This window comes from Fulverythrobacter ferritrahens (assembly GCF_020539485.1).
Classification (GTDB): Bacteria; Pseudomonadota; Alphaproteobacteria; order Sphingomonadales; family Sphingomonadaceae; genus Andeanibacterium; species Andeanibacterium ferritrahens.
This window is the reverse complement of record NZ_JACDXU010000001.1, coordinates 85,424-111,793: the sequence shown is the minus strand read 5'-3', so window position 1 is coordinate 111,793 and position 26,370 is coordinate 85,424. Positions and strand designations below refer to the sequence as shown.

Here is a 26,370-nt window from a genome sequence, read left to right as displayed (position 1 = left end):
CTATTCAGCCGCGTCTTCGAAGAGTGGAGCAGGTGCTGCACGCCGCTTTTGCCTGAGATCGGCCTTGAGGATGCCGACGAGATAGTGCTTGAGTAGCGCGACGTCGCGATTGACATTTTGCAGCGAGTTCCAGCGCCGAACTTCGCCACCGAGTTCCCAGTCGCCGGAAGTCCACGCGGTCTTGTCCTTGAGGCATTCCATACCTGCCTGGAAGTCATCGACCGATCGGGCATCTACCCTTTGGGCCAGCACTTCCATAACATCGCCCATCGCCTGAATACCGGCCCCGTGGAGCAACCGAGATGTTTTTGGCTTGTGACCATGCCAAGCGTCCGGGAAAACCCGTTTCACGGCTTCAAAGAAATTCGAGACAAGCCGAACGCATTTGTCTTCGCCTTTAGGCCGACCAATAAGGTCGCGCATAATGCCGTTGGCGAGCGACTCCATGATGATCTTCTGCATCACGGTGTCGGCGATGATCCCTTCCGGGCAGGTGTGTTGACGGATGTAGCCCTTGAGCGAGGTGTTCTCGAAGTTCAGCCGGGCGGTCAGGTCGGCAGCCGTCGAGCGCCTGCTGAGCCGCGCCGGAAGATCATCGACAGTGGGCAGCAGTTCATAAATCAGCGACTTGGGCAGCGGCTTAGTGTTGTTGATGAGCACGAACTGCCGACGCAGCTCTGCCTCGTCCTGGCAAATCAGGACCGACACGAAGACCTGAAAATCACGCTCCAGCGTGCTCAGGGCAGAAAGCCGCTGTTGCCCATCGACAACCAGTCCCGGTGTCCCCTTGCTTACGTCGATCGTCAGGCGCGCCGATCCATCTCCCAAATCCTCAACGCCGACATGATCTGTAAAGGCGACGACGATCGGATTGGGAAGGACCGAGTTTGGCTTGATCAGGTAGTCCTGGATCTCCCGAATGTGAGCAGCAACCTGTGGCCGTTGGAAGCCGCTGAGTTCGCCCTGTGCATCGCGGCCAATGCGGTCAATCGATGCAAACTTGAGAATGTCGGATGCCTTGGCCGCAAACACGAGGACCCGATGCTCGCTGCTCTGTTCCGCGGTCACGGCAAGGTATTGCATGGGCTTAGGTGAGGGCACGCTTCAAATCCAATCTCTCAATATGATCCTTGTAGACCGCGAGATTGTGAATCCCGCGACGCTTGTTCCGATTGCTTCCCCGGAAAATGATTACATCGACAGCCGCATGTTCGCAGATCGAGCAACTGCACTGCTTCCATGGTTTGCTCTCGAGAGTATCGCGATAGCGCGTCGCCAGGCGAACCATGCTGGTCGAGTCCTTGCAGTCTTCAAACGGCTTTTCTTCCACGAGTGGGGCGCTGTAGACGAGGACGTTCTGGAGTGTTTCCTCAATACCGGCTTCGCCCCGATCGAAAGCGCGCAAGCTCGACAATGCCGCGCTTTCCATGGTGACCAGATCTTCTGCTCGAAAGACACCGCGCTTGACCGTTCTTTGAAGGCGTGGGTTTTCAAGCGCCTGGGGTACGCGGATCGATGTGAAATAACGCAGTCCCAGACCATTGCCGGGCAGGTAGTAATTCTGCTTGGCGTCCTTAAACGCGCGAATGAGCGGCGACGTCGTGTCGAAGCTGGCGATGTCGTAACTGTGGAAGCTATCGATGTCGTCGGCCTTCGCGAAGCCAAGGATATGGAGGCGTGTCGCCGGTGGTACGACTTCTCGGATCGCCGCGAGGCACTGTTTGATCTCGGGTGATTTCAATGGGACCATGCCGCCGAGCGCGAGGTAATCATACCCCATCGCCACCAGCCTGCGCGCAGCTTCCGCCATGCTATCGGGCGACCAGCCTTGAACAACGCCGAGGGGCTTGAACAGTGCGTCAATGGCTTTGGCTTCCCTCCGGAAAGCATCAGCATTCTCGAGCGTGATCTCGAAGCGATCCTTGGCGTCGTTCGATCCACCATCGAGGCCTTTTGCGGCAACATCGAAGTCAAAGATGATGTGGTCGACCGAGCAGCCATGCGTGAAGCCGCAATCATCGTAGAACTCAGCGATCTCTGCAGGTGAGTAGGGCGGACGCTCCTCGTTGACATAGGTGAATGCGCCGCAGTCGCCGAAGATGTCGAGATGCGCGAATTCCGGTTTGTCGAGCCTCAGGAACTTGCGCGCGCCAACCAACTCGAAGCGCCGGGCTTGGCTGGCCGTGTATTTCCCTTTGACGCGATGGTCGCCGACGATGCCTTTCGACACGAGCACCCCGTCGTAGGGAGCGTAGCCGAGTATCTCGTGAGGATAGGCGTCGTCCCAATAGGGCTGCCGTTCCGCAGGACTGCGGTCGGCAATGAAGTCAAAGGCCGGATCGACATAATCCAGACTGTCGGCGAAGATGAACTTCATGAGGTTCCCCTCGCCAGGTCGCGTTCCAGGTGCATCAGATGGTCAGTGAGCTTCGAGATGTGTTGGGACGTTGACTGCACTTCATTCCACATCAGGTTGAGGGCATCCCAACGCCCTTCGGTCCAGTGGCAATGCTTCGCCAACTTCTTCAGGATTGCACGCACCGCGGCCCCGCGGTCTTCCGCGCTGTCGACCCGCAACATGATTTGATCCATCAGGGCGCCCATCGCTCGGATGCCAGCGCTATGCATAAGCCGACTTTGGGTTGGCGGCTTGCCCCAGGCATCCGGGAATGTGTCGCGCACCGCGCTCCAGTACAGAACGAGCGTTTCATACATGGCATTGGCGTCAGTGACGTCGCCATTGCGCTTGAATTGGCCGAGAGCCCCGGACGCCGACCTGAGGCTGGTACGCATCGCTTCGATCAGGGCAGAGTCCGCAACGACACCGGTTCCGGAGCGCGCATTGGATTCCCGCTTGATGAGATTGTGAAATGGCGAGTCCTTATGCTGGTTGAGCAATTCGCAGAGCGCGCTTGGCAGTTTGCGCGCAGCCAGATCCCTAGGCAGGAGAGCGCTCACTTCTGGCAGCAGTTCATCGATCAGACGTTTGGGCAGTGGCCGCGCCTTGTTGACGAGAATGAACTGTTCTCGTTGAGCCTCAATCTCATCCGAGACGAAACCGACGACTGGCACGGCGATCGACTGATCCTTTGCCTGCGCCAAGGCCAGCGATCGTTGCTGGCCATCGACGATCCAGGCCGCCCGGCGGCCTGCCGGGTAAACAGGAATGGTCAGTGTACCAGCGTCGCCGATCTCGCAGATGTTTCCGGGCTTGCGCCCCCGTGCCGAGGCGAATTCCACTTCCTCCGAAAGAGCCAGGATGATCGCGTTTGGAAAGAGGACTTTCCCGCTATCGAGAAACTGCGTGATTGCCGAAACGTGCGCCTTGATTTCGCTGCGTTGGAAGCCCTTGAGTTCCTGTTCTTCGCGCCGCAGGCGGGCGATATCGGCGATACGCATGATGTCTGCGCCTTCGAGAAAGAAGACGAAAACCGCGGTTCCGTCGCCTTGCTCGCTGCGAACAGCACGAATGGCCAATGTCTCTTTAGCCATGGCTCACCTCCGACCGTATCTCTCTTGCGAGCGATGCAAAGCGCCCCTGTTCGCAGGCAATGTCGAGTTCATCCCGAAAGAGCCTGAGCAACTTGGTCGTACTCCCGTTGGTTTCGAGCCAATGGCGGCGCATCAATTGCCTGATCTCGTCGTCGGAAAGCCGGCGGCGGGAAAATACTGGAGGTTCAGCCCAGTCCTTTGCCGCCCTTTCGACGGCGTCGGCATGTTGGCTGGCTGAGCGGTCATCATCAGAGGAAAGGATGCTGTCGACGAAGTGCAGTAGGGCGCGGGCAGCGAAATCGCTACGGGTGCCGCGGATTGGACTGTCTGGGCCGTCAAGCCGGTCGTCATATGGCATCAGGAAAGGCTGCAATTGTGCTGGTATTCGCTCTCTAGGCGTGCGCGTGAACAATCGCAGATCGCTTCTTCGTCCTTCCGGAAGCGTCAGAAACTCCTCGAGCATCATCTCGATATATCCATCGGACAATGCGGCCATGATCAGGCCGGTGCGGGAATCTGCCAGATCGGCTAGCTTCATCGTGTGCGGAGACACTTGGCTGAGTTCTTTCCACCAATTCGCTCTGCTGAATCCCTCGGTGATAGGGGCGGCGATGCTATCAGCTGCCCCGCTGAGTACGGTGCAAGCATAGGAGGGTACCTGCGTTCGTGCACTAACCAGGCCAAGGCCAGCTGAAACTATCAGCAGTTCCGCACCGACCTTCTCGGCGGCAACCATAGAGTCCCTGAAGGACCGGCCGCCATAGAGCGAACTCGCAGGATAGGTCTGACAGGCCTCGCCTAGCCGTTCGCCCCATTCTGCCGCGACCTGGGTGATACCACCCTTCTTAAGATCACCCGCGTGCAGCCGAGCAGCCACCGGCTTTCGCTTCCTGTTTGTGCACGTGGTGATAACGATAGCCAAGATCTGTTCCTGCCAGTTGAGCATTTTTGATAGCAAGGGCGGAACAAAACGGCTACATTTAATGCGCCAATCGCGCAAAGTTTTTGTGTAAATAAATGCGCCAAAATCGAGGAGATGATCAGGCGTGATTACGATTGCCGAGTTGCTCAGGCGTACGGATGACGCTCTAGCTGGCTTGGCGCAGCGCCATGCCGACCTCTCGCGCTATGCCTATACGGTCGAACAGCTTCATCGGACAAATGTCGAAGAGGATCTCGCCTACCAACGCACCTTCAACGGCCTCTACGGGGTCCGCAGAAACGCCGACTGGCGAGGCCGTTTCTACCGGATTTTTGAGCAGCAGAAGTCCAACCCGGACATCGAGTTTGGGGAGGTTCTTCGGTCAATTTTTGAGACCACCGGGAGAGTCGAAGCATCATTCGCCTCGAAGCTGATCGCAACCGTGGATCCGACCAGAGCGGTTTATGATTCGATCGTGCGGAGCAATTTGGGACTGCGGACCCGCACGGGCTCCGGGCTCGAAAAGATTGCCGACGCTGTTAATGATTACCAAGCCATCCAGGCCCATCTCGATGCTCTGCTATGTGCCGATCGCTTTCCGCTCCTGCGTCAGCGCTTCGACCTAGAATTTCCCCAATTTAAGGAATTCACTGATCTTAAGGTGCTCGATCTTTTGATCTGGCAGATCCGCTAATGTCTCGAAATCGCGACATTAACGGCAAAAAGGGGCATAAGGTCTCAATTGTGCGACATTATGGGGCAGGCTTACCGAGGAATTCACAATGACGAAGCAGAGGCCTGATCAGAACGAGCACCAATGGGAGGGCTTCAAGGAAGTCGACCGTGCCATCACCGAAAATCGCCTCACGTCATACTCTTGGAAGAAGGCCTGGGCCGATCGATGGGCTCGAGCAGTGATCCTCGCCGCTGCGTTCATTTTAATCGGTTTCGTCGTCTTTGTGATTGTGCAGGACGTGATCCTGTAATCACCTATTGCCCCACTCTTTCACCTCATCAGCCGCTTCCTCGCTTGCACCTGTGGCGCCCTGCGTTTGGCGGTCCAGGTAACCTCGAACGGTACCAATCCTTCCACGACCCTGCTGGCGAACCCGCTCGACCTCATCCGTGATGTCATACCGATCAGGAGCATCGGGCATTGAGGGACCACCCACAGAACCCACGGCTCCCCTAGCTCGCACCTGCCCAGCACTTCCGATCCCGGGGCGGCTGACAGCAGCGAAGTCCGGCAATGAAAGGTCGGCTTCGATGTCGTCCTGCAGCCGGTCAGCATAGCTTTCGACAAACCGCGATTGCAGTTGTTGGCCGCGCGCGCTCATCTGGAACTCGATGTCGTCGAAGCGCACCGGCCCGTAATAGTCGCGGTTGGACTCGATCTCGGCCATGCCCCATTCGCGATAGGCCTGACTCAAATTGAGCGAGCCTGCAGCACTGTTGGCCTCGTACCAGCTGGCCTGGTTCTCGAGGCGGCTGGCCATCTCTTCGGCCCGACGCGCCTCTCGCGTATAGCTCTCGGCTTCGGTCAGCGATCGGCTGAGACCCGAAGAGCTGGTCGACACCTGCGATACCGAGCTCGAGCTCGTCTCGCGCAGGAAGCCTTCACGCGTGTTCGACCAGTTGCGACTGTCGGAAAGCTGGCGCAGCGTTCCCATGATCCTGCCGCGGTCTTCCGAGGCGATTCCGATATCGCTGTCTGTCCATGACTGGTTGCGGCCACCTCTGGCCTTGGCACCCACTTGAGCTACGCCAACATTGGCTCCAGCCCCACCATTTACCTCGCCATTGAGGAACCATGAGACCGTAATGTCGTCGGAGGCGCGCCGGGACAGGCCGAACTGCTGCTGGAGAGTCCTCGAGGCATTGTCGACTTCGCTGAATGCCGTGCCGATGCTGTCGTTCGTGCCGACGCCGCTGACTGTGTCGGAGCTCTGACCTTGGCTGTAGGCGTTGCGGATCTCGCTGAACCGGGTGAGCGCAGAGCTCGTCGATTGCTGGGCGAGGTTGGCATAGGTCTCGCTCTGCGTCCGGCTCTGGCTCGCCATCGTTCCGAGGCGACCGGTAAAGTCCTGCCCGAGAGTCGGTGTGAACGGATAGCTTGAATTCGGGACAGCAGCGAACTCGCCATCGGGGAAGCTGGTGGTCTGCGTACCGCTGTCGCTGAAACCACGCGTCTGTGCCGCGCCATAGGCAATGTTGGGGGCAAGATTGCCTTGGGCAAACTGGCGGGAAAACACTGTCGAATTGTCGATGTTCGAATTGCCGAGCGAGACATTGCCGGTGCTCGCTTCGCGCGAGGCTTCCTCGGCCGCGTTCTGGCTCGGGTTCAAGTAGCTCGTCGCCTGGCCCGAAATCGCCAGCGCACCACGCGCCACCCCGCCGGCAAGGAACGGGATCGAGGCGACAAGATAGCCCGCCAGGATGCCGATATCGCTGTTGACGTCGCTCATGCCGGCAAAGGTCGCGAGGCTGAGACCCGTGCTGCCGCCAGCGGCGGCGACATCGCCTGCGCCCTTGAACATCAGGATCATGTGCAGGATGACAAAGAGCGGTCCCCACGCCGCAAGGTAGAAGAAGCCGGTGACGTAACCTCTCAGCGCGATGGGTCCGGTCCGCGGCATCAGGAACAACGGAAACAGGACAGGGAACAGCGCGTAGAACACTACCGTCAGCACGACATTGAGGATCGGGACCCATTTCATCGCGTTGTGCGCGATCGAAGAATAGGTCCGCTCAGTCTGAATATCGGCCCGGGTCTGCGCGAATACGTCGATGCTGCCGGTGCCGCTCGCCCCTGCAAAGCCGTGCATGGCCTGGTTCATGGCATTGATCGTCAGCACCTGACGGAAGATGTCGCTCGCGCTGCGCGAGATGCCGGTGAGATACTGATAGGCAATTGGGAGGTCGGCCATGAGCTTGGCCTTGGCGAGCGCTTCGGTCTGGCGCGGATAGAGCTGACGCCCCGCGACAAGCGTCATTTCGTCAATGAGGCTCGCCCACTGCCCCGAGAGCGCGGTGTAGGCTTCGCGGCAAGTGATGATCGAGGCCGTCACGCTGTCGTCGGCCTGCCGGGTCAGGAATTTCTGCGCGCGCGCCGCGCTGCCCGGTGCGATCGTCGCCCAGATATCGTCGCTCTCGGACATCTCCTTCATCGAGTAGCGGCCGAGCAGCAGATCGTAGAACACGCATTGCCGGACATGCTCATCGAAGTTCGCAGCGAACTCCGGATCGGAAATGCGCAAGCTCCGCGTCGATTCAAGCAGCCGCGCGCCATAGATCATGCCGTTCTTCGAGTAGTTGAGGTCGTCCGGCAGGCCGAAGACGAGCTCGGCCGAGCGGGTCAGATAGTCTCCCGCCTGGCTGGTGAAGCTCGCCATAAGGGCCAGCCCGAGCGGGACATTGGCCACCGTTGCCGGTGCAAGGCTGGGATTGACCCGGTCGGTCACGTGGACGTCCATGCGCGGCACCATCAGGCACATGTAAATGAGCGTCGCACCGAGGAACCAGTTGAGCCATGCGCGCCAGTCCTGGTTGAACGCGACCACTATTACCGCGAGCACCATGCCCATCACCAGCGCGACCTGGATGAGGCTCTTGTAGCCGCCCGCACCGGTCCAGGCGGCAACGGCGTTGAGGACATTGACGATGTACTCGCCGCCACCGACCGTGAAAATCTCGACCATGCTGCCTGACCCTTATGGAACGATGGAGCGGGACTGCATCCCGCGGGACCAGTCGAGCGCGGCGGCCATCGACGGCGACATCGAAGCCGCAAGCATGTTCTCGATCATCGCGGTTTTCTCGATGATCTGCATGATCGCCGAGACCCGCGCCTGTCCGGTCGCTTGTCGCTGGGCGAGGCTTGACCGGACCTCGGCGACCTGAGCGCGCCAGATCGCAAGCTTGGCTTCATCGGCCGCGATGAAACTCGCCATTGAGCGTCCGGCCTCTGCGGTGATGCGTTCAAGGATGGCATAGAGGAGATCGATGCTGGCGATCTCGGCCAGCGTGTCGCGGTCGTCGGTGGCCATCCCGCGTCCATAGGCCGCCTGCACGGTGAGGATCTTGTAGAGCGGCACCGATGCCACCTGGAGCAGCTCCTTCTCCTCGTCGCCGATCGCTGTGTCGCTGCGGATGGCCTCGACCATGCTGCCGATGAGCCGGGCAACTCGGGGCCGGATAGCCTTTGCGCTCGACAGGCTCATCTGCTGGAAGGTCGGGTTGAGGCACTGGTCGGGCTCGTCGCACTGGAACACCCGCACCGACTGGCCCTGCGTCCCGTCGAGCAGTGCGGTCACCAGCGTCGAGGAGGCGTCGCCGGCGAAAGGCACGAACTTGCCCGGCTCGTCGTCGCGGGGCGGCACGTAGATCACCGTGCCGATGAGCGTCATCGCATACTCGGCAAGATCGCGGTCGAAAGTGCCACCGGGGTTGAAGAAGGCGCTCTGCTTGAGGACATGCCAGGTGTAATTGCGCGGCACACCGGGATTGACGTCGGCATAGTCGGCGCCGGCACCCTCGTTGGTCGAGGCGCGCTGGCCGCGCGTTCCGCACCCATGCTTGGCAGCAGCATAGTCGGTGAAGATGCCTTCGGAATTGCCGATCGCCTCGCAGATCGCCTTGTCGGCGAGATCGCCCTTGGGCCAGACGCCGCCGACCAGCCCCTGCGCCATCTCGCAGGAGTTGATCGAGAGATTGTTCATGAGCTGCGCCTTCTGGCTGAACTCCTGCATGATCTTCGAGCACTCGGGGCAGACGGTATCGATCGCGAGACTGAAGGCGAACCCCACCGCATTGTTGGCGACGGCCTTCAGGAGCGCGACCATCTCGCTTGCGTTGATGAAGGAGAACGACCCGGCGAAGATATCGATACCCCCGCAACCAGCGCGGGCACGCGGAAGCTGGAGATTGGCGATGTTGGTCGTCTTCTGCGGGAAGCGCGTCCAGACATTGCCGAGGCTGTAATAGCCCGCCGACTGTCCTTCGAACGCGCTCGGCCCGGTGACATTGGCTGCTGCGCCCATGTCGTCCATGAAGCGGTCCATGCTGTCGCCGACGTTTGCGGCGACCGGGGACGCGACCATGCTGGCGGCAGCTATGGTGAGCGCCGCATTGCGGATGCTAGTAATCATGTCCGGCTTCCTTCGAGGTGAGGAGGTAGATGCGATCCTGCAGCTCGTCGGCCGAGAGCACGCCGTATCCAATCGGGATCGGGCGCCTGGCCACACTGTCCCACAGCACAAGCGCCGGGGTGATGCCGGGCTCGAGCCCCATGCGCGGCCGCTGGCCGCTTTCGACCTTGTAGTCGGGGAAGTGCCGGGACGGTCCGCCATCGGTCGAGATCGCCCGGACCGTGATATGCCAGCGGTCCGCCACCGAGCGCACGATCGGGCTCATCACTTCGCAGGCGCCGCAGGTCTGGGCGAAGAAGTAGAACAGTCCATAGCGCTCGGAGAGCCTGGCCATCACCGCATCGCGGTCGGCAGCGCGCGCGTCCTGCCATTGCTTCTTGGCGAGCGCGCCGACCGGTCGTTCAAGCGTGTAGTCGAGCTCGGGATCCTGCCAGATCGCGCGCTGCCAGACGTCGGAGAACAGCGAAGCCCGGTCGAGCTGGGCGCGCTGGAAGCGGATATAGGCGGTGACGTTTTCCGGCGTCGGATAGAGGATCGCGCGCGCCTTAAGTTCGCGCAGTTCCCCCGTGACCGCGTCGAGTTCCTGCGTGGCGGTTACCTGGGCCGGTGGCTGCGCCATCTGCGGCTCGGCTGCCGGGACCGGCTTGACGCAATAGAACCAGTAGCCGAGCCTGCGCTGCTCGCAGTAGAGGCTGTCTGCCGAGGCAGCTGGCTCTGCCTGGCGCGCTTCCTGGGCAACTGCCCGAACGGGAAGCAGTGCAGCGAGACACATCGCTAGCACCGGAACTGTTTGGCGGCGCGTCATTGGCCACTCCTTGCGTAATAGTCTTCGATTTTCTGCTGGATGAGGATGCTGGTCTCAAGCTCGTCGGGGAGCCGCGCAGCATCGGTGAACTCGGCATAGACCTCGCTGAAATCCATCTGGCTGAGGTCGAGCCGGGCGAACTCGTCGAGCGTGAAACCCTCGCACTGCTCTTCCTTGGGCTTGTCCCACGGCTTGGGCAGCTGGCGTCGGCCCTGTTCCTGCAGGATCCGCGAGAGCTTGCTCTCGAAGCAGCAGTAGACCTTTTTCTTGGTCAGGCAGACGCCGAGGAACTTGTCCGAACAATAGGTCCCCACATAAGCGCACAGCCCCTGCGCATCGCGTTCGTGGAGCAGCACTTCCTCCCGGCTACAGCCGAGCGCGACGAGCAGGCTGATGCCGGGGATGAGCGGGAAGCCCTTGCCCTTGCAGCAGTTGAGCACGCCGAAGACCTTGGAGGAGCAGGTGTTACGCGTGCCGCGGAACAACGTCAGCGTCTCGGGATCGAACTGGCCGCGGGCCTCGTCCATTGCGTGGAGCGCGGTGACGGCATCCTTGAACTCGTCGTTCGCGGTGCGCTCGATTGTTTCGCAGCTGCCGTCGATGCAATAGACATCGCCGTCGCAGACATATTGCGTGCCCCCGCTATCGCCTGCTGGAAGCGGGCATTCGTATACCCGCTCACTGGTCGAGCATGGCGTATCGTCGGTGAGGCAATCCTCGCGCAGGAAGCTGCAGCTGCCGTTCGCTTCGAGTTCGCTGCAGTCGTTTCCTGCTGTCCGACGCGCGCAGCTGTAGCTGCGCTGCCAGGCCCAGCAGCTTTGCGTGACCTCGACACCGTCAATGATACGGGTCTGCGGAGTGCTGTCGGTGCAGGTCTCGGCATCGAGCGTACATTCGCCATTGTCGAGGAAAGCCGAGCACTGGCTCTCGTTGCGCGTCGTGGTGACGACGTTTTCGCTGGTCACGGTGTAGGGCGTGGCACCCGGCACCGGCTCGCTGCAACTGACCAGATCGACGCGCAGCGTTCCGTAGCAGCCCCAGTAATAGCCCGAATAATAATCGTAGCCGCACGGGATATCCCAGGACTGGACCACGCGGCATTGCGGTCCCTGGTAGTGATCGCAGGCATAGGGGCTCGACGGATCGACCCCGGTCCCGGCGATACAATAGTAGCCGTAGATATCACGGGCCTCGACCCTGGTATCGAGCGAGACCTGGCACGTGCCTGTCTCGCGCGTTGCGGTAAAGCCGGCGTTGCAGGTCGCCGTATAGGTTCCTGCGCTGGCGGATCCCGGCGGCAGCGGCACGCAGGCACCCTGGCTACCGGTGACCGACATGCCGCTGGTGTAGTCGAGCGGGGTCTCGTTGATGGTCCGGCTCCGCGCGAGCATGTCCGCGATTTCGTCCGGGTCGAACTGCGCGCGCGAATCCATGCTGTCACGGATCGTCCGCATCGGCGTGCTGGTCGTGGCGGCGCTGCGGGCGCGGGCCTCGATCTGGTCGGGATCGCGTGCAAGATCCTGCAGGTCGCGCGTCGCTTGCGGATCGAAATTGGGAACGCGCGCCGCGTCGGGGTTGGTCGTTGCTGCCTCGCGCGCCTCGCCCAGCAGCTCGGTGGCAAAGTCCTTGCCATCCGCCCGGGCTTCATCGCGGGTCTGAGCGTGAAGCGCCGATGCACTGGTCACGGCGATGATCGCGGCAAGGATATTGGCGAGAGTTCTGCCGGTCATGGCCGTTCCTCCCTGGAGAGCTGGCGCAGATGGAGACGGGCAAGCTCGGCGCCCGGACCCTTGCCCGAGGCGAAGGTCTCGAGGACTTCGCCCACGCTGATGTTGCCGGCGATACGGTCGTGTGGCGGCACCTCGCTGGTGCAATCGAACCCGTCGCATGGGCTGAACTCGGTGCTCAGCATGACGAAGCTCGGTGCGGCCTCGATGTTAAAGGCGCGGAACAGCCTTGGATCAATGCCGAGCGAGCCGGCCGCGTTGCGGGTGCTCCAGATGGCAGCCAGGCGCTTCTTGAACGCCTCGCTGTTTCCTTCCGGGAAACCGCGCAGCACGGTGACGCCTCCCGCCCTGGTCATGTCATGGACCAGTGCTTTCAGCGCCTCGGGCGGCATCGACAGGCTGGCAAAGGCAATGAAGCGGGGGGCTCCTCCGAGCGATGCCTTCTCGGCGGCGGCTTGCCCCGCGATCATCGCGTCGAAGTCGAGGACGGCGTTTGTCTCGATTGCCTCGATGCTGTCCGCATAGGCTGCGCGATTGGCCTGCGCTTGCGCCTGGATAGTCTGTGCGTCCTCGGTCAGCGCCTCGGCGCGCTGGCGGACATTGGTGCTGAGCGCCTGCGCATCGTCGGCGTGTTCGGCCGCACGCTCGCGGATCGCTTCGAGATCGATGCCTTCGGGCGCGCTCTGGGCGAGAGCGAGGCCACCGAGGGTGACGGCAAGGCCGACGGGCAAAAGAAGGAGGTGTTTGTTCATAGCGCGCAGCAGTTCCGCTTGCGCCAGACGAGGTATCCCATGTCTTCACCGATGGCGGGGATGACCTGTCCGGCCGATTGAAAGGTGGTAGAGGCGCCGATGGGCGGGCAGGCGTAACGGCCCGAGGTCGCCGGGTTGGGGTTGGTGGCCTGGAAGCGGTATTGCTGCTTGCGCATCACCGGCATCAGGTATTTGCCGCACAGGCCCTTGGACCCCATCGTCCCCCACGAGACGAGTTCTCGGTGGAGCTTGTAGGCAAAGCGCGAGAGCACGAGCCGCGAGGCCTGCACATGGCCGATCGAGGCCGAGACATTGCCGTTCATCGGATACATCGACCCCTGGCAGCCCGCACACCAGAACATCTCGTCGATCGGCAGCTTTGCGGTCGAGGCGACGCAGTCGGCCGCACAGGCAGCGAGCGCCAGCGGGTTGGCAAACAGCACGGCTTCGGGGTTGATGATCGCGGTGAGCTCGGAATCCTGCCACAGCGGATCGATCTCGGAGATATAGAGGATGTCGATCGAGCCCGATTCCAGGCACAGGAAATCGGCGACGATCTCCATCCAGTAGATCAGCGGATAGGCATACCAGTGGACATGCCAGCTCGAATAATACTGGCTCGCACCGCCCACTGCCGATGGACCCGAGATCGAGCGGAAGCCGATATCGAAGCCCGGATCGAGTTTCATGCCGCCGAGGTTCACGAAGCACCACGGCTTCATGCTGACATCGGCAAGCCGAACGGGCTCCCAGAAGCCCATCGCGATCCCTGGTCTCAGACCGCACAGGCACACCGGCAGATCGGGGTTATCGGGATCGGGCCGGCTCGACGGCCAGATGTCCAGCCCGCCGATGGAGATCGGGAACAGGCAAGACCAGCAGATGTCGGTGATCGGGTTGACGAAACTTCCGGTGCAGCGACCGGGACCGGCATCGGCCATGGCGGGCGTTGCGGTGGCGAGACCAAGAATGGCGGTCAGAACGAGCGCCAGCTTTCGTAAGCGGGTCATTGGGCTGTCCTCCTTTTCGGCGGCAGCGCGATTTCGCTGATCTCGAGCAGGCGGCCCTGCTGGCGCACGCGTGCGGGCACCGACCTGATCCCGAACCTTTCCGTGAGTTTGCCGCCCTGGTCGAAGTAGAAGCGGCGCTGGCGAGCCTTCATCAGCTCGAGCGGCGCGCCCTTCACCAGGATCAGCTTGGCATTGGCGTCCTGCTTGAGCGCCCAGGCGAGCTGGTCGGGATCGTCGCCGTCGAGGAACAGGAGATCTGCGCGAAGGCCGACGCTGTCGAGCGGATTGACCCTTGTGCCAGCGGCATGGATCAGCTCGCCTTTTGCCCCGCGGATATCGGCAGCGAGCGTAATCGTCGGATCGAATTGCCAGCGCCGCGCTTCGCTGGCCCGGACGATCCCGGCGACAGGATCGGGCCGGCCCACCCGCGCGATCGTGCGGCGCTTCAGGTCTTCATTGAGCCGCGCGGTTTCGCCCGAACGTTCCATCTGCGTCAGGCGCGAATGGATCTGTTCGAGAAGGTCGCGCTCGATCACGGGAAACACCGTGCCGCGTTGGCCATAGTCGCGCGCCAGCACCTCGGCAGGGCAGAGCAGGACTGCAAGCAGGGCCGCGGGGAGGATGAGCTTGCTCACAGGATCGCCCTCCCGCTGCCGAGGATCTGGCCGCGGCAGACGAAGCCGATCTCGGCGTAGCGGCTGTCGAGGCCGCGGGGATGGCTGGTCCCGGTGTAGAAGCAGCCGTCGGGGATTGGTCCTTCGGGGCCTTTGTGTAGCGCAATGCCGAGACGGGTCTCATCGAGCCGCGCGGCGATCTTGCGACCGTTGATGAAGACCTCGTGGCCACGGTGGCTCACGACATCGCCCGGCACGCCCAGCACCCGCTTGCCGAAGAGCTGCGCGCCTTTTCCGAAATGCGCTTCGACGAGCCTGCTTGCCGGCGGCTCGAAGAAGATCAGACTGCCGCGCTCGATCCGCGCGTGCTTGTCGAGCCAGAACGCCCAGTTGGGCAGGCTCGGGCTGGCATTGATGAGGAAGGCATGGTCTTTCGCGAAGGCATCGACCGCGCCCCATCCGAGCGGCAGCAGCACCAGGCCGGTCAGGACAAGCGGCCGTTTGATCGTGCGGACAAGACGAGAGGCAAAGTGCGTCACTGACCGCCTCCCTGCCCAAGCTGGCGGGCGATCCGCGCGCGCAGTTCATCGGTGGCATCGGGGGCATCGCCCGCGAGCACGGCTTCGCCGACCAGCACCACGCGGCCACCGGTCCCCATTTCTGCAACGGCACGCTCGGAGGCCTGGAGGAAGGCGAGCACGCGCGCCTGGCTGGCTTCGGGATCCTGTGCCCCGCGCGCTTCGGCATCGACGAAAGCCGCGATGGTTTCGGCAAGCCGGACAGTGACGATCTGCTGGCGCGGTTCGGACAGTTCGCGGCTGACCCAGGCTGCCCAGAGCAGCGTGGCCACGAGCGCGAGCACGCCGAGAATTCTGAGCACCAGCGGGCGATTAAAAGATTGTAGTCTGCGCCTGTCAGTCACGGTTTGCCTCCCGGGCCGGATGGTTGTCGAGATCGGCCGCGAGTCGCTTGAGGAAGCGCGGCATACGAAACAGCGTCACCGCGCCAGCGAGGACGAGGAAGCAGCCCTTGAGGTCCTGGCTGAACAGGCTGCGGCGCAGGCCGTCGGCTTCGAGGTAGCGGTCCGACAGATTGGCGAGCTGGGTGAAGAGGCCGCCAAGATCCCAGCCCGCAACGAACAGGAACAGCGCAAGCGGCAATCCCAGCACGATCAGCAGCGAGGTCGCGGCAAAGCGCACTGTCTCGATGAGGACGAAGCAGCTCCCTTGCAGGAACGGCAGCAGGCTGCGGAGGTTGGCCGGAGGGGTCCGGTCGGCGAGATGCGAGACCATCATTGTCCACCTCCCGCCACGATGCGGATGGCATCGGCGAGGCTGTGTCCGCGCCGCTCGCAGTCCTGGATCGCGGCATAGGTGTCGGGGTCGGAGGAGTAGATCGTCGCCGAGAAGGGATCGAGCACGAGCCGGCCGACCGCCTCGGTCTCGGGACCCTTGATGAAGACCTCGCTGTACTCGGTGCCCGAACGCTTGAGGCTGCGGATCAGCGTCTCGGTGCGGTCGTCCATGTCGAGCCGCGCGTTCGCCCGGAAATCGGCGATCGTCTCAGCCTTCTGCTGAAGCACCAGCATCCAGTCGCTGTTCTCGAGCGCGGCGCGCGCGCCGTCGGACTTGTAATAGTCATTGAGAGACTGGGTCGCGGTCGCGAGCGCGCCGCCATACTTGCGGGCGGTGCGAGCGTAGGTCTCGACGAACTCGCCCATCGACCCGCCCTTGAGCATGGCCCAGGCCTCGTCGATCAGCAGCAGTTTCTTGGTCGCCCGCGATGAGCGCGTCATCGCCTGGCTGGTCATGAACATGATCGCCGAAAGGACGACGCTCCTGAGTTCCTCGCGGCTTGCAAGATCGCTCATCTCGAAGACGGTGAAATCATCGTCGAGCGCGAAGCTCGCCTTGCCTGCAAAGAACCCGCCGTAGCTGCCGCCGCGGCAGAAGGGCCCGATCGCCGTGGCCAGATCGCGGCCCGCCTCGTTTTCCGAGCCGTGGAGCGCATGCGCGACATCGTCGACCGAGGCACCGCTGCCGAGTGCCTCCCACGTCGCGGTTACGGCCCGGTCGATAAGACCGCGTTCGGTATCGCTCGGCGCGGTGCCGGGACGCGCCATCTGGCCGACGATCGCCTTGATCATGGCGAAGCAGTCGAGGCGGTAGTCTTCGTCTTCGTGCGCGCGGGCATCGTCGACCATCGAGAAGGGGTTCAGGGAAAAGCCCGAGGCGAGCGTGAACTCGACGAAGCGTCCGCCCTGCAGCTTGACCGAATGCTCGAAGCTGCGTCCGTCGTCGATCACCACGACCTTGGCGCCGGCACCGCGTAGAGCGGCACAGAGCTCCTGCAGCAGCACGGACTTGCCAGAGCCCGACTTGCCGCAGATCGCGATATTGTGATTGCCGGCACCGTTTTCGAAGGGCGACCACCAGAAGGGCTGGCCGCGGCGGCCGACGAGCAGGAGGTGCGGGATCACGCCGCCGAGATATTCCCCCTGCATCGGCGCGATATGCGCCGCCGTCGTCGAGAGCATGGTCTTGAGGCGCTTTAGCCGCGCCATGTCGTCGGCGAGGCCATCGGCAAGGCTCAGGGGAAAGGCAGCGACGAGACCCTGCAGCTGGAGGAAGCGCTCGTCGGCCAGATCCCAGCCCGCTGCCTTGTAGATCGCCTTGATGATGCGTTCGTGCGCGTCGCCCTGGCCGAGCGGCGAGATGCTGGTGAGCCCGTAGAACAGCTTCACGAGCTTCTTGCCGGCCTGGAGTTCGGCCTGGACGTGGCGCCATTCGGCCGACTGTTCGGCGAGCTTGGGGAGAAAGCGCGCGCTCTTGGTCTGGCTGAGGCTGGTCGTGCGCATGAACTTGAAGCCCGCGCGCGCCGAGGCGGCTTCCTGGTCGGGGTAGACCAGGCACAGCATGGTCGCCGTCGGACAGGGGAAGCGCAGCTTGTCGGTGAACATGTCGCCGATGAGCCGCGCGCATTCCCAGGGCGCCCAGCGCTCAGGCGTAGAACGCACGGCATAGTGGCGCACGTCGAAATGGTCGGGATAGCATTCGCCGACTTCGGGATTGCCCTCTTCGTCGCGGCCGGTCTCGCGAAAGCGCTCGGTCCTGAGGATCAAGCGATCGTCGCCGACCTCGAGCTCGATGTCGCGGCGGATGGCCTGGACATCGAGCGTATCATGCGGGTTCCACGCATGGATATCGGTCTCGTGCGCAGTGGTCGGCGAAGTAAGCTCGTCGATCAGCGCCAGCAGCCCGCCCGGACGCAGTTCTTGCGCGTGCAGTCCGAGCGAATGGAGCATGCCCATCAGCCCTTCGCGGCATTCGGAGAGTTCGGCATCGGTTACGCTGCCGGGCACCGGCACGCCGAGCGAGACGATCAGTCGGACGTTGCGGGCATGGAAGGGCGCATGCGCCGAGCCCGAATTCCAGACGAGATCGTAAAGGCGCCTGGTACGCGCCCTGGCGATGGCCTCATAGATCCCGCCCTGCTCGTAGCGCGGAGCGAACCAGGGGCCGACCACGCTGCCGATACGCGGAGATGCGAAGTTCAGGACCTGAAGGCAGGCACCCTGCGGCAGGCCTTCGGAGAAGAACTGCCCGAGGATCTCGCCGGTCCGTTCGTCGGCCCCGATCAGCGGGGTGACTTCGAGCACGAAGCCCTTCGAGCGGGCATTGCGGTAGAGCTTCGCCCCCTCGTCATAGACCCTGTAGGGCAGCCAGTCCGAGAGCATGTCGAGTCCGAAATGCGCTTGCGGCTTTTCGGCGCGTGCCGTGTCGGCAAACAGGCCCCGCGAGAGCGCATCGCGCGCGGCAGCAAGGGATAGCGTCACTGGCTCTCTCCTTCTTGTGTGTCAGGGTGGGGGACCGGCTCGCGGGGAGGGGAAAACGAGCCGGGTCCCCCGGGTTCCGGCGCGTCAGCGCCGGGCATCGCCGGAACGGGCTGTGAGGGGATAAACAGCTGTTCCGGCAATGTGTCTGTTGGTTGAAAATCGGGTGCGGGGTTGCCCTCGCGTGTCGCGGCAATGGTCGATGCCAGCGAGCGCAGGACTTCGCGGCGGCCCTGTGGGGCGCGCCAGCCTGTCCCTGTCTGATCGGGCAGCGTCAGGTGAACGACGCGCGCCTCATGGTCGCGGCCCGCCGCGTCACGGTAAGGCGTCAGCACGACCTGCAGGCGGCGAACCGCTTCTCCGGTCGTGGTCAACCTCCGATGCGCGTCAGACGTGTCAGCCTTTTCGATGCCGGTCGCCCCGGCATCGATCGCGGAGGTCGGCGCACAGGTCCCTTCGGGAGCGCGGCAGGCAAAGCTGCCCTTCACGTTTCCGCCAAGGCTGGCGCAGCCACTGGCCAGAAGAAGTGGCGCGGCGAGCGCCATGGAGTGCAGGATCGGGAGCCGGCTCATTGCGCCTCTCCCTTCCCCTCGGCGACGAAGCGGCGGATCGCTGCGGCATCGCGGTAGCCATGAAGCACCGCCCCATCGCGGGCGCGCACGATGACCGGAGTTCCGGCAAATCCGTTGGCCTTCGCAAAGGCTTCGTTGGCATCGAGCGCCTTGGCGTCCTTGCAGGTCTTGCCGGTTGTCGGAGCCTGGCCGGCATAGGCCGCATGCAGCGCCTCTGCCGGATCCCTGGCGCACAGCACCGCCTCGGAGATGCTGCGGCTCGCCGCGCCGAAGATCGAGATCGGTCGCTCTTCGACATGGACCCTGGCCTTGGCAAGTTCGCCTGCCAGGCGCTGGCAGTACCCGCACTGGAAATCCGAGAAGACGACCAGGCGTTCGCCCTTGGGGTTGCCCCAGTGGATCGCGCCCGCAGCCGGAAGCGACGAGAGGTCGACATGGCTGGCGGCCGCCTGGACGGGCTCTTCTTCGCGTCCCGCCGGCGCGTCGCTGGCTACGCGCGCCGCACCGGCCGCAAGCAGGTCGGGGTTGAGTTCGAGCAGGCGTGCTGCGGTCACGTCGCGCCGCTCTTCCATGTCGTAGAGACGGCCGACGAACAGGTAGCGGGCGGTCTCGTCGATGTAGAACAGCGTATCGCCCGAGACGACTTCGCACCAGGGGCCAAGCGTATCGCAACTGATCGCATCGATCGGGGTCTTGGGCAGCCGCAGCTTCAGCGCCTGCGCGACATCGCTGGCCAAGCCCGCGGCGCTTGCAGGCATAGCGGTAACGGCCGAGACTCCGAGCGTCAGCACGGCGGCGGCGCTCGAAAGGGCAAGCGCAAGGTGGGCGGCGCGGGCCTTCAGGCCCGGCCGGTGTTCATTGTAGTTCATTTGGAGGGGCTCCTGACGTGGACGCCGTCGAGAAAGACGATCTCGACCTCGATGCCGGTCGGCATCTCGACGACGGGTTGGTATTGTTCGGCGCGTTCGATGAGGTATCGGCTGACGGTGTCGGCAGCCTCGCCGGCACCCTGACCGAAGCCACCGGCGAGAATGTCGGTCGGCGACAGCGCCTCGCGCTTGCCGTCGCTGCCGATCTGGCCGGCGAAGATGCCGTTGGCGTTTGCAGAGAATCCGCGCCCGAAGCCGCCGACGATCCCGGCCAGCAGTGCCTGGCTGACAAGGCTGCCTTCGCGGCTGACCACGCGGCCGCGCACGCCCGACTTTCCGGCAAAGGAGATGAACCCCTTGACCTCGCTCACCGCGAAACGGCCGCCGGGCTGCGCGCAGGTCATGCGCACCAGCTTGACGTAGACTTTCTCGGCCGAGAGATCGCCGCGTGCCGCGCCGTTGACGAGGCAACCGGTGATGTCGGTTGTGAGCAGCTTGTTGCCGCGCATCACCGATCGGGCCGGTCCGGTGATCCGGAGCACCACGGGAAGCGGATCGCTCTGGCTGGCAACGCCGGTCGAGGCGTCGACACCGACGATGACCGTTGCCGGAGCGTAACTGTTGGGCGGAAGGTAATCGCGGCTCGCTTCGAGCAGCAAGGCTGGCGCAGTCTCTGCCGCACGCGGCTTGCCGTCTTTGCCCGTTTCCGCGCCGAAACTCATCAGGCTGAGCTGCCCGCCCTGCGGTTCCGGCGCTCCTTGCGGTGGCTGGACGGCCCCGCCCGTTCCGACGCCGGGGCCATAGGCAGGTGGCGGTGGCAGCGGCGGCGCGGTTGCAGGCGCTTTTGCAGCGTCGCTGAGCTGTGACCGCAGATTGGCGTTCTCGGCCGAGATCGCGTCGATTGCCGCCTGGCCGTCGGAGCGCATCTGCGCGTTCTCGCTGCGCAGGGCTTCGAGCTCCTGCTCGATCTCGGGGCGTGGCAACTGGGCCTGCTGCAGATCCTTGATCGCGCGGCCCTGTGCATCGAGCCGGTTGCCGTAGCTCGCGACGAATTCGCGCTGCGAGAGGTTGCGATTGACAAGGCCGCCGGTGTCGATCGTCGTCGCACCATTGGCATCACTGCCAGCCTCGTCGCCATCGCCGCCGAAGATGAACATCCCGCCGCCGATAAGCGCGATAGCCCCGATCCCGGCGAGCAGCATCTTCTGGCGCTGCGCGATCTGCGAATTGAGGTTGCGCCGTCCGCTTTCACGCGCTTCCGGCGAGCCTGGCAGAGGCCTCTTTTCAGCGTCCTTCTGTGTTGCCTCGGCCATCAGTCGAGCCCTCCCTTGGCAAAGACAAGGAAGGCGCTGGTGGCTTCACCGGGAGCGAGTGCATCGCGGCCATAGGCAAAGGCGAGTGCGCCTGCCGGACCTTCGCGCTCGGAGCCAAGCGCAAGGCTTTCCTGGCCGAGGTTGCGCACGAGGAAGCGCTGTCCGGTCAGTTCATCGCCCTGGTATTCAGCGACCAGCTGGACCTCGATCCCGCCGGTGCGGCGCGGTGCCGACAGTTCGGCGCGGGCGGTGAAACCGGGCAGGACGGCATCGCTCGCCATCGCCTCGATCAGGCGGATCGCCGCGTCCTCCGGCCCGGTCTCGGTCTCCCATTCCGCAGCCTCGCTTTTCGCGAGCGCGGGATTGGTGATGAAAAGCTGCATCGCTTCCTCGCCGCCGAGGCGGCAGGCGAACTTGTAGACGTACCCTGCCTTGCTGGTCGCAAAGAAGCTGACCCGGGCAGCAGCAAATTGCGTGGGCACGGAGATATAGATGTCTCCGCGCACCGGCTCGTGCGTCACCTGGAAGTCGTTGTAGGGAAAGCCGCTCGCGATCTTCGAGACATTGGCAAAGCCGTCATCGATGAGCGCAATCCGGGTGAGTTCGCCGCGGGCGAGCTCGCAGTCGATGGTCGCGTTGTCGGCGGCCTCCACGAACTGGTCGGCATGCGCCGGGACAGGCGCGAGCGCGAAGGCAAGCACGGCAAGGCCGGTCAGCTTGAGCCCGGGATCAGGGCGCCGCGTTGCGCCAATCGCGAAACAGGCAAGGCCGGTTCCGGCAAGCGCAGCAGCGAATGGTGATGGGAGAAGGCTCATTGTCCAGGTTCCTCCTTGTCGGTGGGAAGTTGTTCGAAGCCGGCGAGCGCGAGGCTGAGGCCGCGCTTGGACCAGCGGAAACGGAAGGAGCGGCGCTGGCTCGCGATCACCTGCGCGCCGACAAAGGTCTTGAGCGTGCCGGTGACGGTCGAGGTCAGGGCCCTGGGGTCGACATGCATCTCCGCGATCACGAAGGCCTGGGAAATGTCCGAGCCGCGCTGTTCCTCGACGATCCGGACGAGCTCGGCCTTGAGGCGGCCGTGTGCGGCGGGATCGGCGAGCTTCAGGATGTTCGCCATCCAGTAGTCGAGGCTTTCGGGTGCCCGGTTGAGGAGCATCAGCGCCGTGTCGCGGGTGACGAGCTCGAGATAAGGCGCGTCGATCCCGCCGCTCGAGACGGTGATCCGCTCGGCGGTGATCGGCACCAGCACGAGCCTCTCGTCGCGGGTCACAGCGGCACCGAGGCTGACCAGCGTGGTCAGGCCAAGCACGCCCGCCAACACGGCAAAGCGGTTGCGTTGCCGCAGGTAGGCCTGCGCCTGTTCGTGTGCGAATTCTGCTCGCATGGTTCGCCTCCCTCAGCCCGCCAACAGGCGGCAGTGGGAGGGCGGCGTGGCCTTCAGCCCGAGAAAGCTCCCGGGGAGGTACCAGTACGCAGCATGCACCAGTGCCGAACCGGCGCCGCGTGCCTTCGCCTTCCGCAAGGCAAACCAGGCTCCGACGGCCAGGCCGATGCCGATGAAGATATGCTGCGCGAGAATGCCCCAGGCGAAGGGAATGAGAATCCCTGCAAACTCGTCGATGGTCCAGAAGCCGATGAGCTCCGGATCGTCGAGCCGCCGTGGAACGAGGTACCTGTCGGTCATGATGCCGCCCTCCTGTCGTGACCGTATCCGCTGATCAGATGACCGCGGTCACGACCGAGGTGACGATCGGCACGCCGGTGCCGACACCGATCCCGACGCCGACCGGCACCGCGACCTGGCCGAGCGAGAAGCGCCCGGAGGCGAGACCGATCAGACCGCCCGCAAGGCTGAGTACGGTGATGATCTTGCCGCCCGATCCTTCGAGGAAGTCGGTGAACTTCTGCAGCGCGGGATCGAAGGTGGTGTCGGCGCCAGCATAGGCAGCACCGGCGCAGGCCAGCGCCACGCAGGCCGGGAGGATGTAGTCACGGCCACGAGCACGGTTGGTCGTGCGCTGCAGGGCCGGAAGGGCAGTCTTGGTGGTCATGGATGGAAACTCCGAGGGATTGAACATCAGCCAGCGATGCGTTCGCTGTATGTTCTTTCCTCTCCCCGGACCCGGGCTGTAGGAAATCGGGAACTGGATTTTTGGGGGTTCCGACCAAGCAAAAAGCGACATCGGAAGGTGCGCTGGCCGGGATTCGCGCTGGCTGATCGCGCAGCAGCGCTGACTGTGCCGACTATAGCGCGAAGAGTGCCGCAATACGCGCGGACGCGACCGAGATTCGCTCGAATCGTCGAAGGAAGCTGATTCGCTCCTTCCTATATGTTCTCTAATTGTTCTTTTTGTTTTCCTACAGGCTTCCTTCGCGGCTAGCCGGTGAGTCGATCACTTCTAGAGATAAGGATTCGTCGATGACCAACATGGCGCTCTTTGCCGAACAACAGGTTCGCGCCGACCTCGCCCGGCTGCTTTTGGCCGCCGTCGAAGCCAGCGGCCGTGCCCGCTGCGAAATCGCGCGCGACGCGCAGATCCATAAAGATGCCCTGCGCCGCGTCCTTGCCGGCGAACGCTCAGCCAGCCTCGGTGAAGCCTTGCGCATTCTTGCCGCAAGCGGCGTCGCGCCGCATGCGCACCTGCTCCTGTTCCTCGTCAGCAGCGGCGATCACGCAATTGCGTGGTTGCAGTCAGACCTCGCGCAGTTCTTCGAGGACTTTTCCGGCGAGCTGCCTTCAGCGCTCGAGCGTGTCCTGGGCAACCAGGTTCACGACGTGAAGCCGCGTTGGGCCAAGGGCACCGCGCACCGCGTCGCCCGCCTGCTCTCCGACCATATCGATGAGCTCGAGCGCAAAGATGCGCTGCTCGGCGACGTCTTTGCCGGTGCCGAGGGAGGCCACCGTGGGTGAAGAGATCGACAAAGGAGCGACAGAGCCCCGCAGGGTCACCCGGCTCATTCGCCTGCCCGAAGTCCAGCACCGCGTAGGGCTTGGCCGTTCGACGATTTATCGCTGGATGGCCGAGGGCAGGTTTCCGAAGCCGGTGCAGCTCGGTGGCTATGCGGTTGCCTGGGCCGAAGAAGAAATCGAAACCTGGATTTCGGACAGGTTGCAATGACAGTCCATCAGCTCCATTGCGGCCATGCTCCTGAGAACTCAATCATCAGTGCTTCCGTCTCCGGTTACGGGGTCATTTATCTTTGACGCTGCACATTGGCCAAGATTGTCAAAGACGCTTCGCTATGAGAAGCGCAGTGTCGGATGGTTTATCTGATCTACATAGGTGCGGCTCTGGCCGAAATCGCGGGTTGCTATGCGTTCTGGATCTGGCTGCGCCTGGATCGTTCTCCCTTATGGCTCATCCCTGGCGTCCTTTCGCTATGCCTGTTCGCCTATCTGCTTACCCTCGTCGAGGCTGAACATGCGGGCCGCACCTATGCGGCGTATGGCGGGATTTATATCCTTTCGGCACTCGCGTGGCTTTGGTGGGCCGAAGGCGTGAGGCCCGATCGATGGGATATTACAGGGGTGGCGATTTGTCTGATCGGTGCATCGATCATTTTGTGGGGGCCTCGTCCGGCATGAAGGGCGCGTGGTGTCTATTCCTGCGCGCCGGTCCCGGGATGGTGAGGAACGAGATGGTCCTCACAATCACCGCCAAGGCACGCTTCGAACGTCGCATGTTCGATCTGAAACCGGCTCGCCAGCATCGTGCGGGCGGTTCGTTTGACCTGTTCGAAACTGTGCAGTGAGGCATCGCCAGGGACGACATGCGCCTCAAGCGCGCGGCGATGCTCGCCGATATTCCAGATATGAAGATGATGCAGGCCCTCGATGCCCTCGTGTGACCGCAGCGCCTCAACGATCTCATCGAACTCCACCTCGTCGGGCACCGCGCCCATCAGCAGGCGCACCGTTCGCGGAAGCAGCGTGACGCCCTGCCATATGACATACGCCGCGATGATCAACGTGATGATCAGATCCGCGACATAAAGGTCGTAAAGGATGATCAGGACCCCGGCCACGATCACCCCGACCGATGCGAGCGCATCGGACACATTGTGCAGGAATGCGGCCTTCATATTGATGCTGTCACGTGCACCGCGATAGACAATCAGCGCCGTTATCAAATCGATCACCAGGGCGATGCCGGCGACGGCAATGACCGTCCAGCCTTCCACAGGCTGAGGGTCGGCGAAGCGGTTGATGGCCTCCACGATCAGGTAGAACCCGATGATGAGTAAAGTTGTGAGGTTGATCACTGCTGCGACAACCTCGCCCTGAGCATAACCAAAGGTCATCAATTTATCGGCGGGCCGTCTCCCGATCCTCCGCGCGAACCAGGCCAGAAAAAGAGAAGCGGCATCGCTGAAATTATGCAGAGCGTCGGCAATGAGTGCTAGCGAGCCAGAGGCAATCCCGCCGATGATTTGCGCCAGAGTAAGCAAGACGTTGATCGCCACTGCGACCACCAGCTGACGGTCACTCAGATTCTCCTCACCATGGCTGTGGCCGTGATGGCCGCCGTGCTGATGCCCCGCATGCCTGTGGCTTTCGTGTTCCGAGCCGGGATGTTCGTGATCATCGGTCACAGCTTGAACTGATCCCCCTTCTCATGCTCGGTGTCATCCTCATCGTGGATGTCCATGTGGGCGTCCCGCAGGATATCGATCCCGCCATAAAGCGCTATTCCGGCGACAGCGATACCGACCACAAGATCGGGCCAGTTTGCGCCTGTCACCATCACGATGATGGCGGCTATGATGATGCCGCCGTTGGAGATAAAATCATTGAAGCTGAAGGTCGTCGCCGCGCGAAGATTGACGTCCTTCTCGCTCATTTTATTGAGCAGCCGCAAGCAGATGAGGTTCACGATTGCGGCCACCGCTGCCATTGCCATCATCATGATGCCGCCAGGCTCGGACCCTTCGACAAAGCGCCGGATGGCATCGGCGATGACGCCGCCTGCGAAAATGAGCAGCATAATACCGGAAAAGCGTGCCGCGCCGCGCTTCCAGGTCCGCGAACGGGACAATGCCAGCAGGCTCAGCGCATAGACTACTGCGTCTGATGAGTTGTCGAGCCCGTTGGCAAGCAACGCGTTGGAATCGCCGATCACCCCGGTAATGAAGAAACCGATTGCGATAGCGACGTTGAGCCACAGCACGATCCACAAGGTGCGCCGCTTCTCTTCTGTATCGAGCTCCAGATCACCTTCGCCGCTCATTTTTCATTCACTCCTTTGCTCGCTCCATTTCCTGATCGGACCGGGCGGGGGTAGCCGCCAGCGCGATGCAAGCACGCTACATCGCGCTGG

General features: G+C 62.9%; 29 protein-coding genes. 5 read left to right on the top strand and 24 right to left on the bottom strand.

Features of this window, described 5'->3' with window-relative positions:
• Genes dbpB (H0274_RS00510) through H0274_RS00495 form a run of 4 tightly spaced genes read right to left on the bottom strand, consistent with a single transcriptional unit; the run spans position 1 to position 4,438 of the window.
• The gene (gene dbpB, locus H0274_RS00510; RefSeq protein WP_226792084.1) at positions 1–1,083 is read right to left on the bottom strand and encodes a DGQHR domain-containing protein DpdB; all 1,083 of its coding nucleotides are present in this window, start codon (positions 1,081–1,083) and stop codon (positions 1–3) included.
• Between the two features lie 4 nt (positions 1,084–1,087).
• Complete coding sequence (dpdA, locus tag H0274_RS00505) at positions 1,088–2,377, bottom strand: tRNA-guanine transglycosylase DpdA (protein ID WP_226792081.1); 1,290 nt, start codon at positions 2,375–2,377, stop codon at positions 1,088–1,090.
• Entirely contained in the window at positions 2,374–3,492 is a 1,119-nt protein-coding gene (gene dbpB, locus H0274_RS00500; RefSeq protein WP_226792078.1) for a DGQHR domain-containing protein DpdB, read from the bottom strand. The genes dpdA and dbpB (H0274_RS00500) overlap by 4 nt, the downstream gene beginning before the upstream one ends.
• Complete coding sequence (locus tag H0274_RS00495; protein ID WP_226792075.1) at positions 3,485–4,438, bottom strand: hypothetical protein; 954 nt, start codon at positions 4,436–4,438, stop codon at positions 3,485–3,487. Before H0274_RS00495 ends, dbpB (H0274_RS00500) begins: the two co-directional genes overlap by 8 nt.
• Positions 4,439–4,538: 100 nt before the next feature.
• Between H0274_RS00495 and H0274_RS00490 the strand changes: the two genes are divergently transcribed.
• The gene (locus H0274_RS00490) at positions 4,539–5,108 is read left to right on the top strand and encodes a hypothetical protein (RefSeq protein ID WP_226792072.1); all 570 of its coding nucleotides are present in this window, start codon (positions 4,539–4,541) and stop codon (positions 5,106–5,108) included.
• A gap of 88 nt (positions 5,109–5,196) precedes the next feature.
• The gene (locus H0274_RS00485) at positions 5,197–5,400 is read left to right on the top strand and encodes a hypothetical protein (RefSeq protein ID WP_226792069.1); all 204 of its coding nucleotides are present in this window, start codon (positions 5,197–5,199) and stop codon (positions 5,398–5,400) included.
• Here the strand turns inward: H0274_RS00485 and H0274_RS00480 are convergent, their stop codons facing one another.
• From H0274_RS00480 to H0274_RS00395, 18 genes are read right to left on the bottom strand one after another with little or no spacing between them, the layout of a single operon-like run.
• A complete protein-coding gene (locus tag H0274_RS00480) occupies positions 5,401–8,112 on the bottom strand; it encodes a conjugal transfer protein TraG N-terminal domain-containing protein (RefSeq protein WP_226792066.1) in 2,712 nt (903 codons plus the stop codon).
• A 12-nt stretch (positions 8,113–8,124) separates the two neighbouring features.
• A complete protein-coding gene (locus H0274_RS00475; protein WP_226792064.1) occupies positions 8,125–9,561 on the bottom strand; it encodes a conjugal transfer protein TraH in 1,437 nt (478 codons plus the stop codon).
• The gene (locus H0274_RS00470) at positions 9,551–10,366 is read right to left on the bottom strand and encodes a conjugal transfer protein TraF (protein ID WP_226792061.1); all 816 of its coding nucleotides are present in this window, start codon (positions 10,364–10,366) and stop codon (positions 9,551–9,553) included. Before H0274_RS00470 ends, H0274_RS00475 begins: the two co-directional genes overlap by 11 nt.
• Positions 10,363–12,096: a conjugal transfer protein TraN gene (locus H0274_RS00465; protein ID WP_226792057.1), complete on the bottom strand. Its 1,734-nt coding sequence runs from the start codon at positions 12,094–12,096 to the stop codon at positions 10,363–10,365. The genes H0274_RS00470 and H0274_RS00465 overlap by 4 nt, the downstream gene beginning before the upstream one ends.
• Positions 12,093–12,845 (bottom strand): type-F conjugative transfer system pilin assembly protein TrbC, encoded by a 753-nt coding sequence (gene trbC / locus H0274_RS00460; RefSeq protein ID WP_226792054.1) that lies wholly within the window; start codon positions 12,843–12,845, stop codon positions 12,093–12,095. The genes H0274_RS00465 and trbC overlap by 4 nt, the downstream gene beginning before the upstream one ends.
• The gene (traU, locus tag H0274_RS00455) at positions 12,842–13,855 is read right to left on the bottom strand and encodes a conjugal transfer pilus assembly protein TraU (RefSeq protein ID WP_226792051.1); all 1,014 of its coding nucleotides are present in this window, start codon (positions 13,853–13,855) and stop codon (positions 12,842–12,844) included. The genes trbC and traU overlap by 4 nt, the downstream gene beginning before the upstream one ends.
• Complete coding sequence (gene traW / locus H0274_RS00450; protein ID WP_226792048.1) at positions 13,852–14,490, bottom strand: type-F conjugative transfer system protein TraW; 639 nt, start codon at positions 14,488–14,490, stop codon at positions 13,852–13,854. Before traW ends, traU begins: the two co-directional genes overlap by 4 nt.
• Entirely contained in the window at positions 14,487–15,008 is a 522-nt protein-coding gene (locus H0274_RS00445; protein ID WP_226792045.1) for a S26 family signal peptidase, read from the bottom strand. Before H0274_RS00445 ends, traW begins: the two co-directional genes overlap by 4 nt.
• Positions 15,005–15,349: a TrbI F-type domain-containing protein gene (locus H0274_RS00440; RefSeq protein WP_226792041.1), complete on the bottom strand. Its 345-nt coding sequence runs from the start codon at positions 15,347–15,349 to the stop codon at positions 15,005–15,007. The genes H0274_RS00445 and H0274_RS00440 overlap by 4 nt, the downstream gene beginning before the upstream one ends.
• 34 nt (positions 15,350–15,383) lie before the next feature.
• A complete protein-coding gene (locus H0274_RS00435) occupies positions 15,384–15,764 on the bottom strand; it encodes a hypothetical protein (RefSeq protein WP_226792038.1) in 381 nt (126 codons plus the stop codon).
• On the bottom strand, positions 15,761–18,304 hold the full coding sequence (gene traC / locus H0274_RS00430; protein ID WP_226792035.1) for a type IV secretion system protein TraC: 2,544 nt from the start codon (positions 18,302–18,304) through the stop codon (positions 15,761–15,763). The genes H0274_RS00435 and traC overlap by 4 nt, the downstream gene beginning before the upstream one ends.
• Positions 18,301–18,873, bottom strand: a complete 573-nt coding sequence (locus H0274_RS00425; protein ID WP_226792032.1) for a hypothetical protein — start codon at positions 18,871–18,873, stop codon at positions 18,301–18,303. Before H0274_RS00425 ends, traC begins: the two co-directional genes overlap by 4 nt.
• Positions 18,870–19,742 carry a DsbC family protein gene (locus tag H0274_RS00420; protein WP_226792029.1) on the bottom strand — a complete coding sequence of 291 codons (873 nt, stop codon included), beginning with the start codon at positions 19,740–19,742 and terminating at the stop codon, positions 18,870–18,872. The genes H0274_RS00425 and H0274_RS00420 overlap by 4 nt, the downstream gene beginning before the upstream one ends.
• Positions 19,739–21,055 (bottom strand): TraB/VirB10 family protein, encoded by a 1,317-nt coding sequence (locus H0274_RS00415; RefSeq protein ID WP_226792027.1) that lies wholly within the window; start codon positions 21,053–21,055, stop codon positions 19,739–19,741. Before H0274_RS00415 ends, H0274_RS00420 begins: the two co-directional genes overlap by 4 nt.
• A complete protein-coding gene (locus H0274_RS00410) occupies positions 21,055–21,870 on the bottom strand; it encodes a type-F conjugative transfer system secretin TraK (RefSeq protein WP_226792024.1) in 816 nt (271 codons plus the stop codon). The genes H0274_RS00415 and H0274_RS00410 overlap by 1 nt, the downstream gene beginning before the upstream one ends.
• Positions 21,867–22,436, bottom strand: a complete 570-nt coding sequence (locus H0274_RS00405; RefSeq protein WP_226792022.1) for a type IV conjugative transfer system protein TraE — start codon at positions 22,434–22,436, stop codon at positions 21,867–21,869. The genes H0274_RS00410 and H0274_RS00405 overlap by 4 nt, the downstream gene beginning before the upstream one ends.
• Before the next feature lie 12 nt (positions 22,437–22,448).
• Positions 22,449–22,736 (bottom strand): type IV conjugative transfer system protein TraL, encoded by a 288-nt coding sequence (gene traL, locus H0274_RS00400; RefSeq protein WP_226792019.1) that lies wholly within the window; start codon positions 22,734–22,736, stop codon positions 22,449–22,451.
• A 34-nt stretch (positions 22,737–22,770) separates the two neighbouring features.
• A complete protein-coding gene (locus H0274_RS00395) occupies positions 22,771–23,103 on the bottom strand; it encodes a TrbC/VirB2 family protein (RefSeq protein WP_226792015.1) in 333 nt (110 codons plus the stop codon).
• Between the two features lie 368 nt (positions 23,104–23,471).
• Here H0274_RS00395 and H0274_RS00390 point away from each other — a divergent pair, with 368 nt between their 5' ends.
• The 3 genes from H0274_RS00390 (at position 23,472) to H0274_RS00380 (ending at position 24,638) form a co-directional block, all read left to right on the top strand.
• Positions 23,472–23,963 carry a hypothetical protein gene (locus H0274_RS00390; RefSeq protein WP_226792012.1) on the top strand — a complete coding sequence of 164 codons (492 nt, stop codon included), beginning with the start codon at positions 23,472–23,474 and terminating at the stop codon, positions 23,961–23,963.
• On the top strand, positions 23,956–24,171 hold the full coding sequence (locus H0274_RS00385) for a helix-turn-helix transcriptional regulator (RefSeq protein WP_160773472.1): 216 nt from the start codon (positions 23,956–23,958) through the stop codon (positions 24,169–24,171). The genes H0274_RS00390 and H0274_RS00385 overlap by 8 nt, the downstream gene beginning before the upstream one ends.
• 143 nt (positions 24,172–24,314) lie before the next feature.
• Positions 24,315–24,638, top strand: a complete 324-nt coding sequence (locus tag H0274_RS00380) for a YnfA family protein (protein WP_160773471.1) — start codon at positions 24,315–24,317, stop codon at positions 24,636–24,638.
• 14 nt (positions 24,639–24,652) lie between these two features.
• Here H0274_RS00380 and H0274_RS00375 read toward each other — a convergent pair whose 3' ends face one another.
• Together H0274_RS00375 and H0274_RS00370 are read right to left on the bottom strand one after the other, a co-directional pair.
• Positions 24,653–25,645: a cation diffusion facilitator family transporter gene (locus H0274_RS00375; RefSeq protein ID WP_160773470.1), complete on the bottom strand. Its 993-nt coding sequence runs from the start codon at positions 25,643–25,645 to the stop codon at positions 24,653–24,655.
• Positions 25,642–26,280, bottom strand: coding sequence for a cation diffusion facilitator family transporter (locus H0274_RS00370; protein WP_160773469.1), 639 nt, complete (start codon positions 26,278–26,280; stop codon positions 25,642–25,644). The genes H0274_RS00375 and H0274_RS00370 overlap by 4 nt, the downstream gene beginning before the upstream one ends.
• Positions 26,281–26,370: the final 90 nt, after the last annotated feature.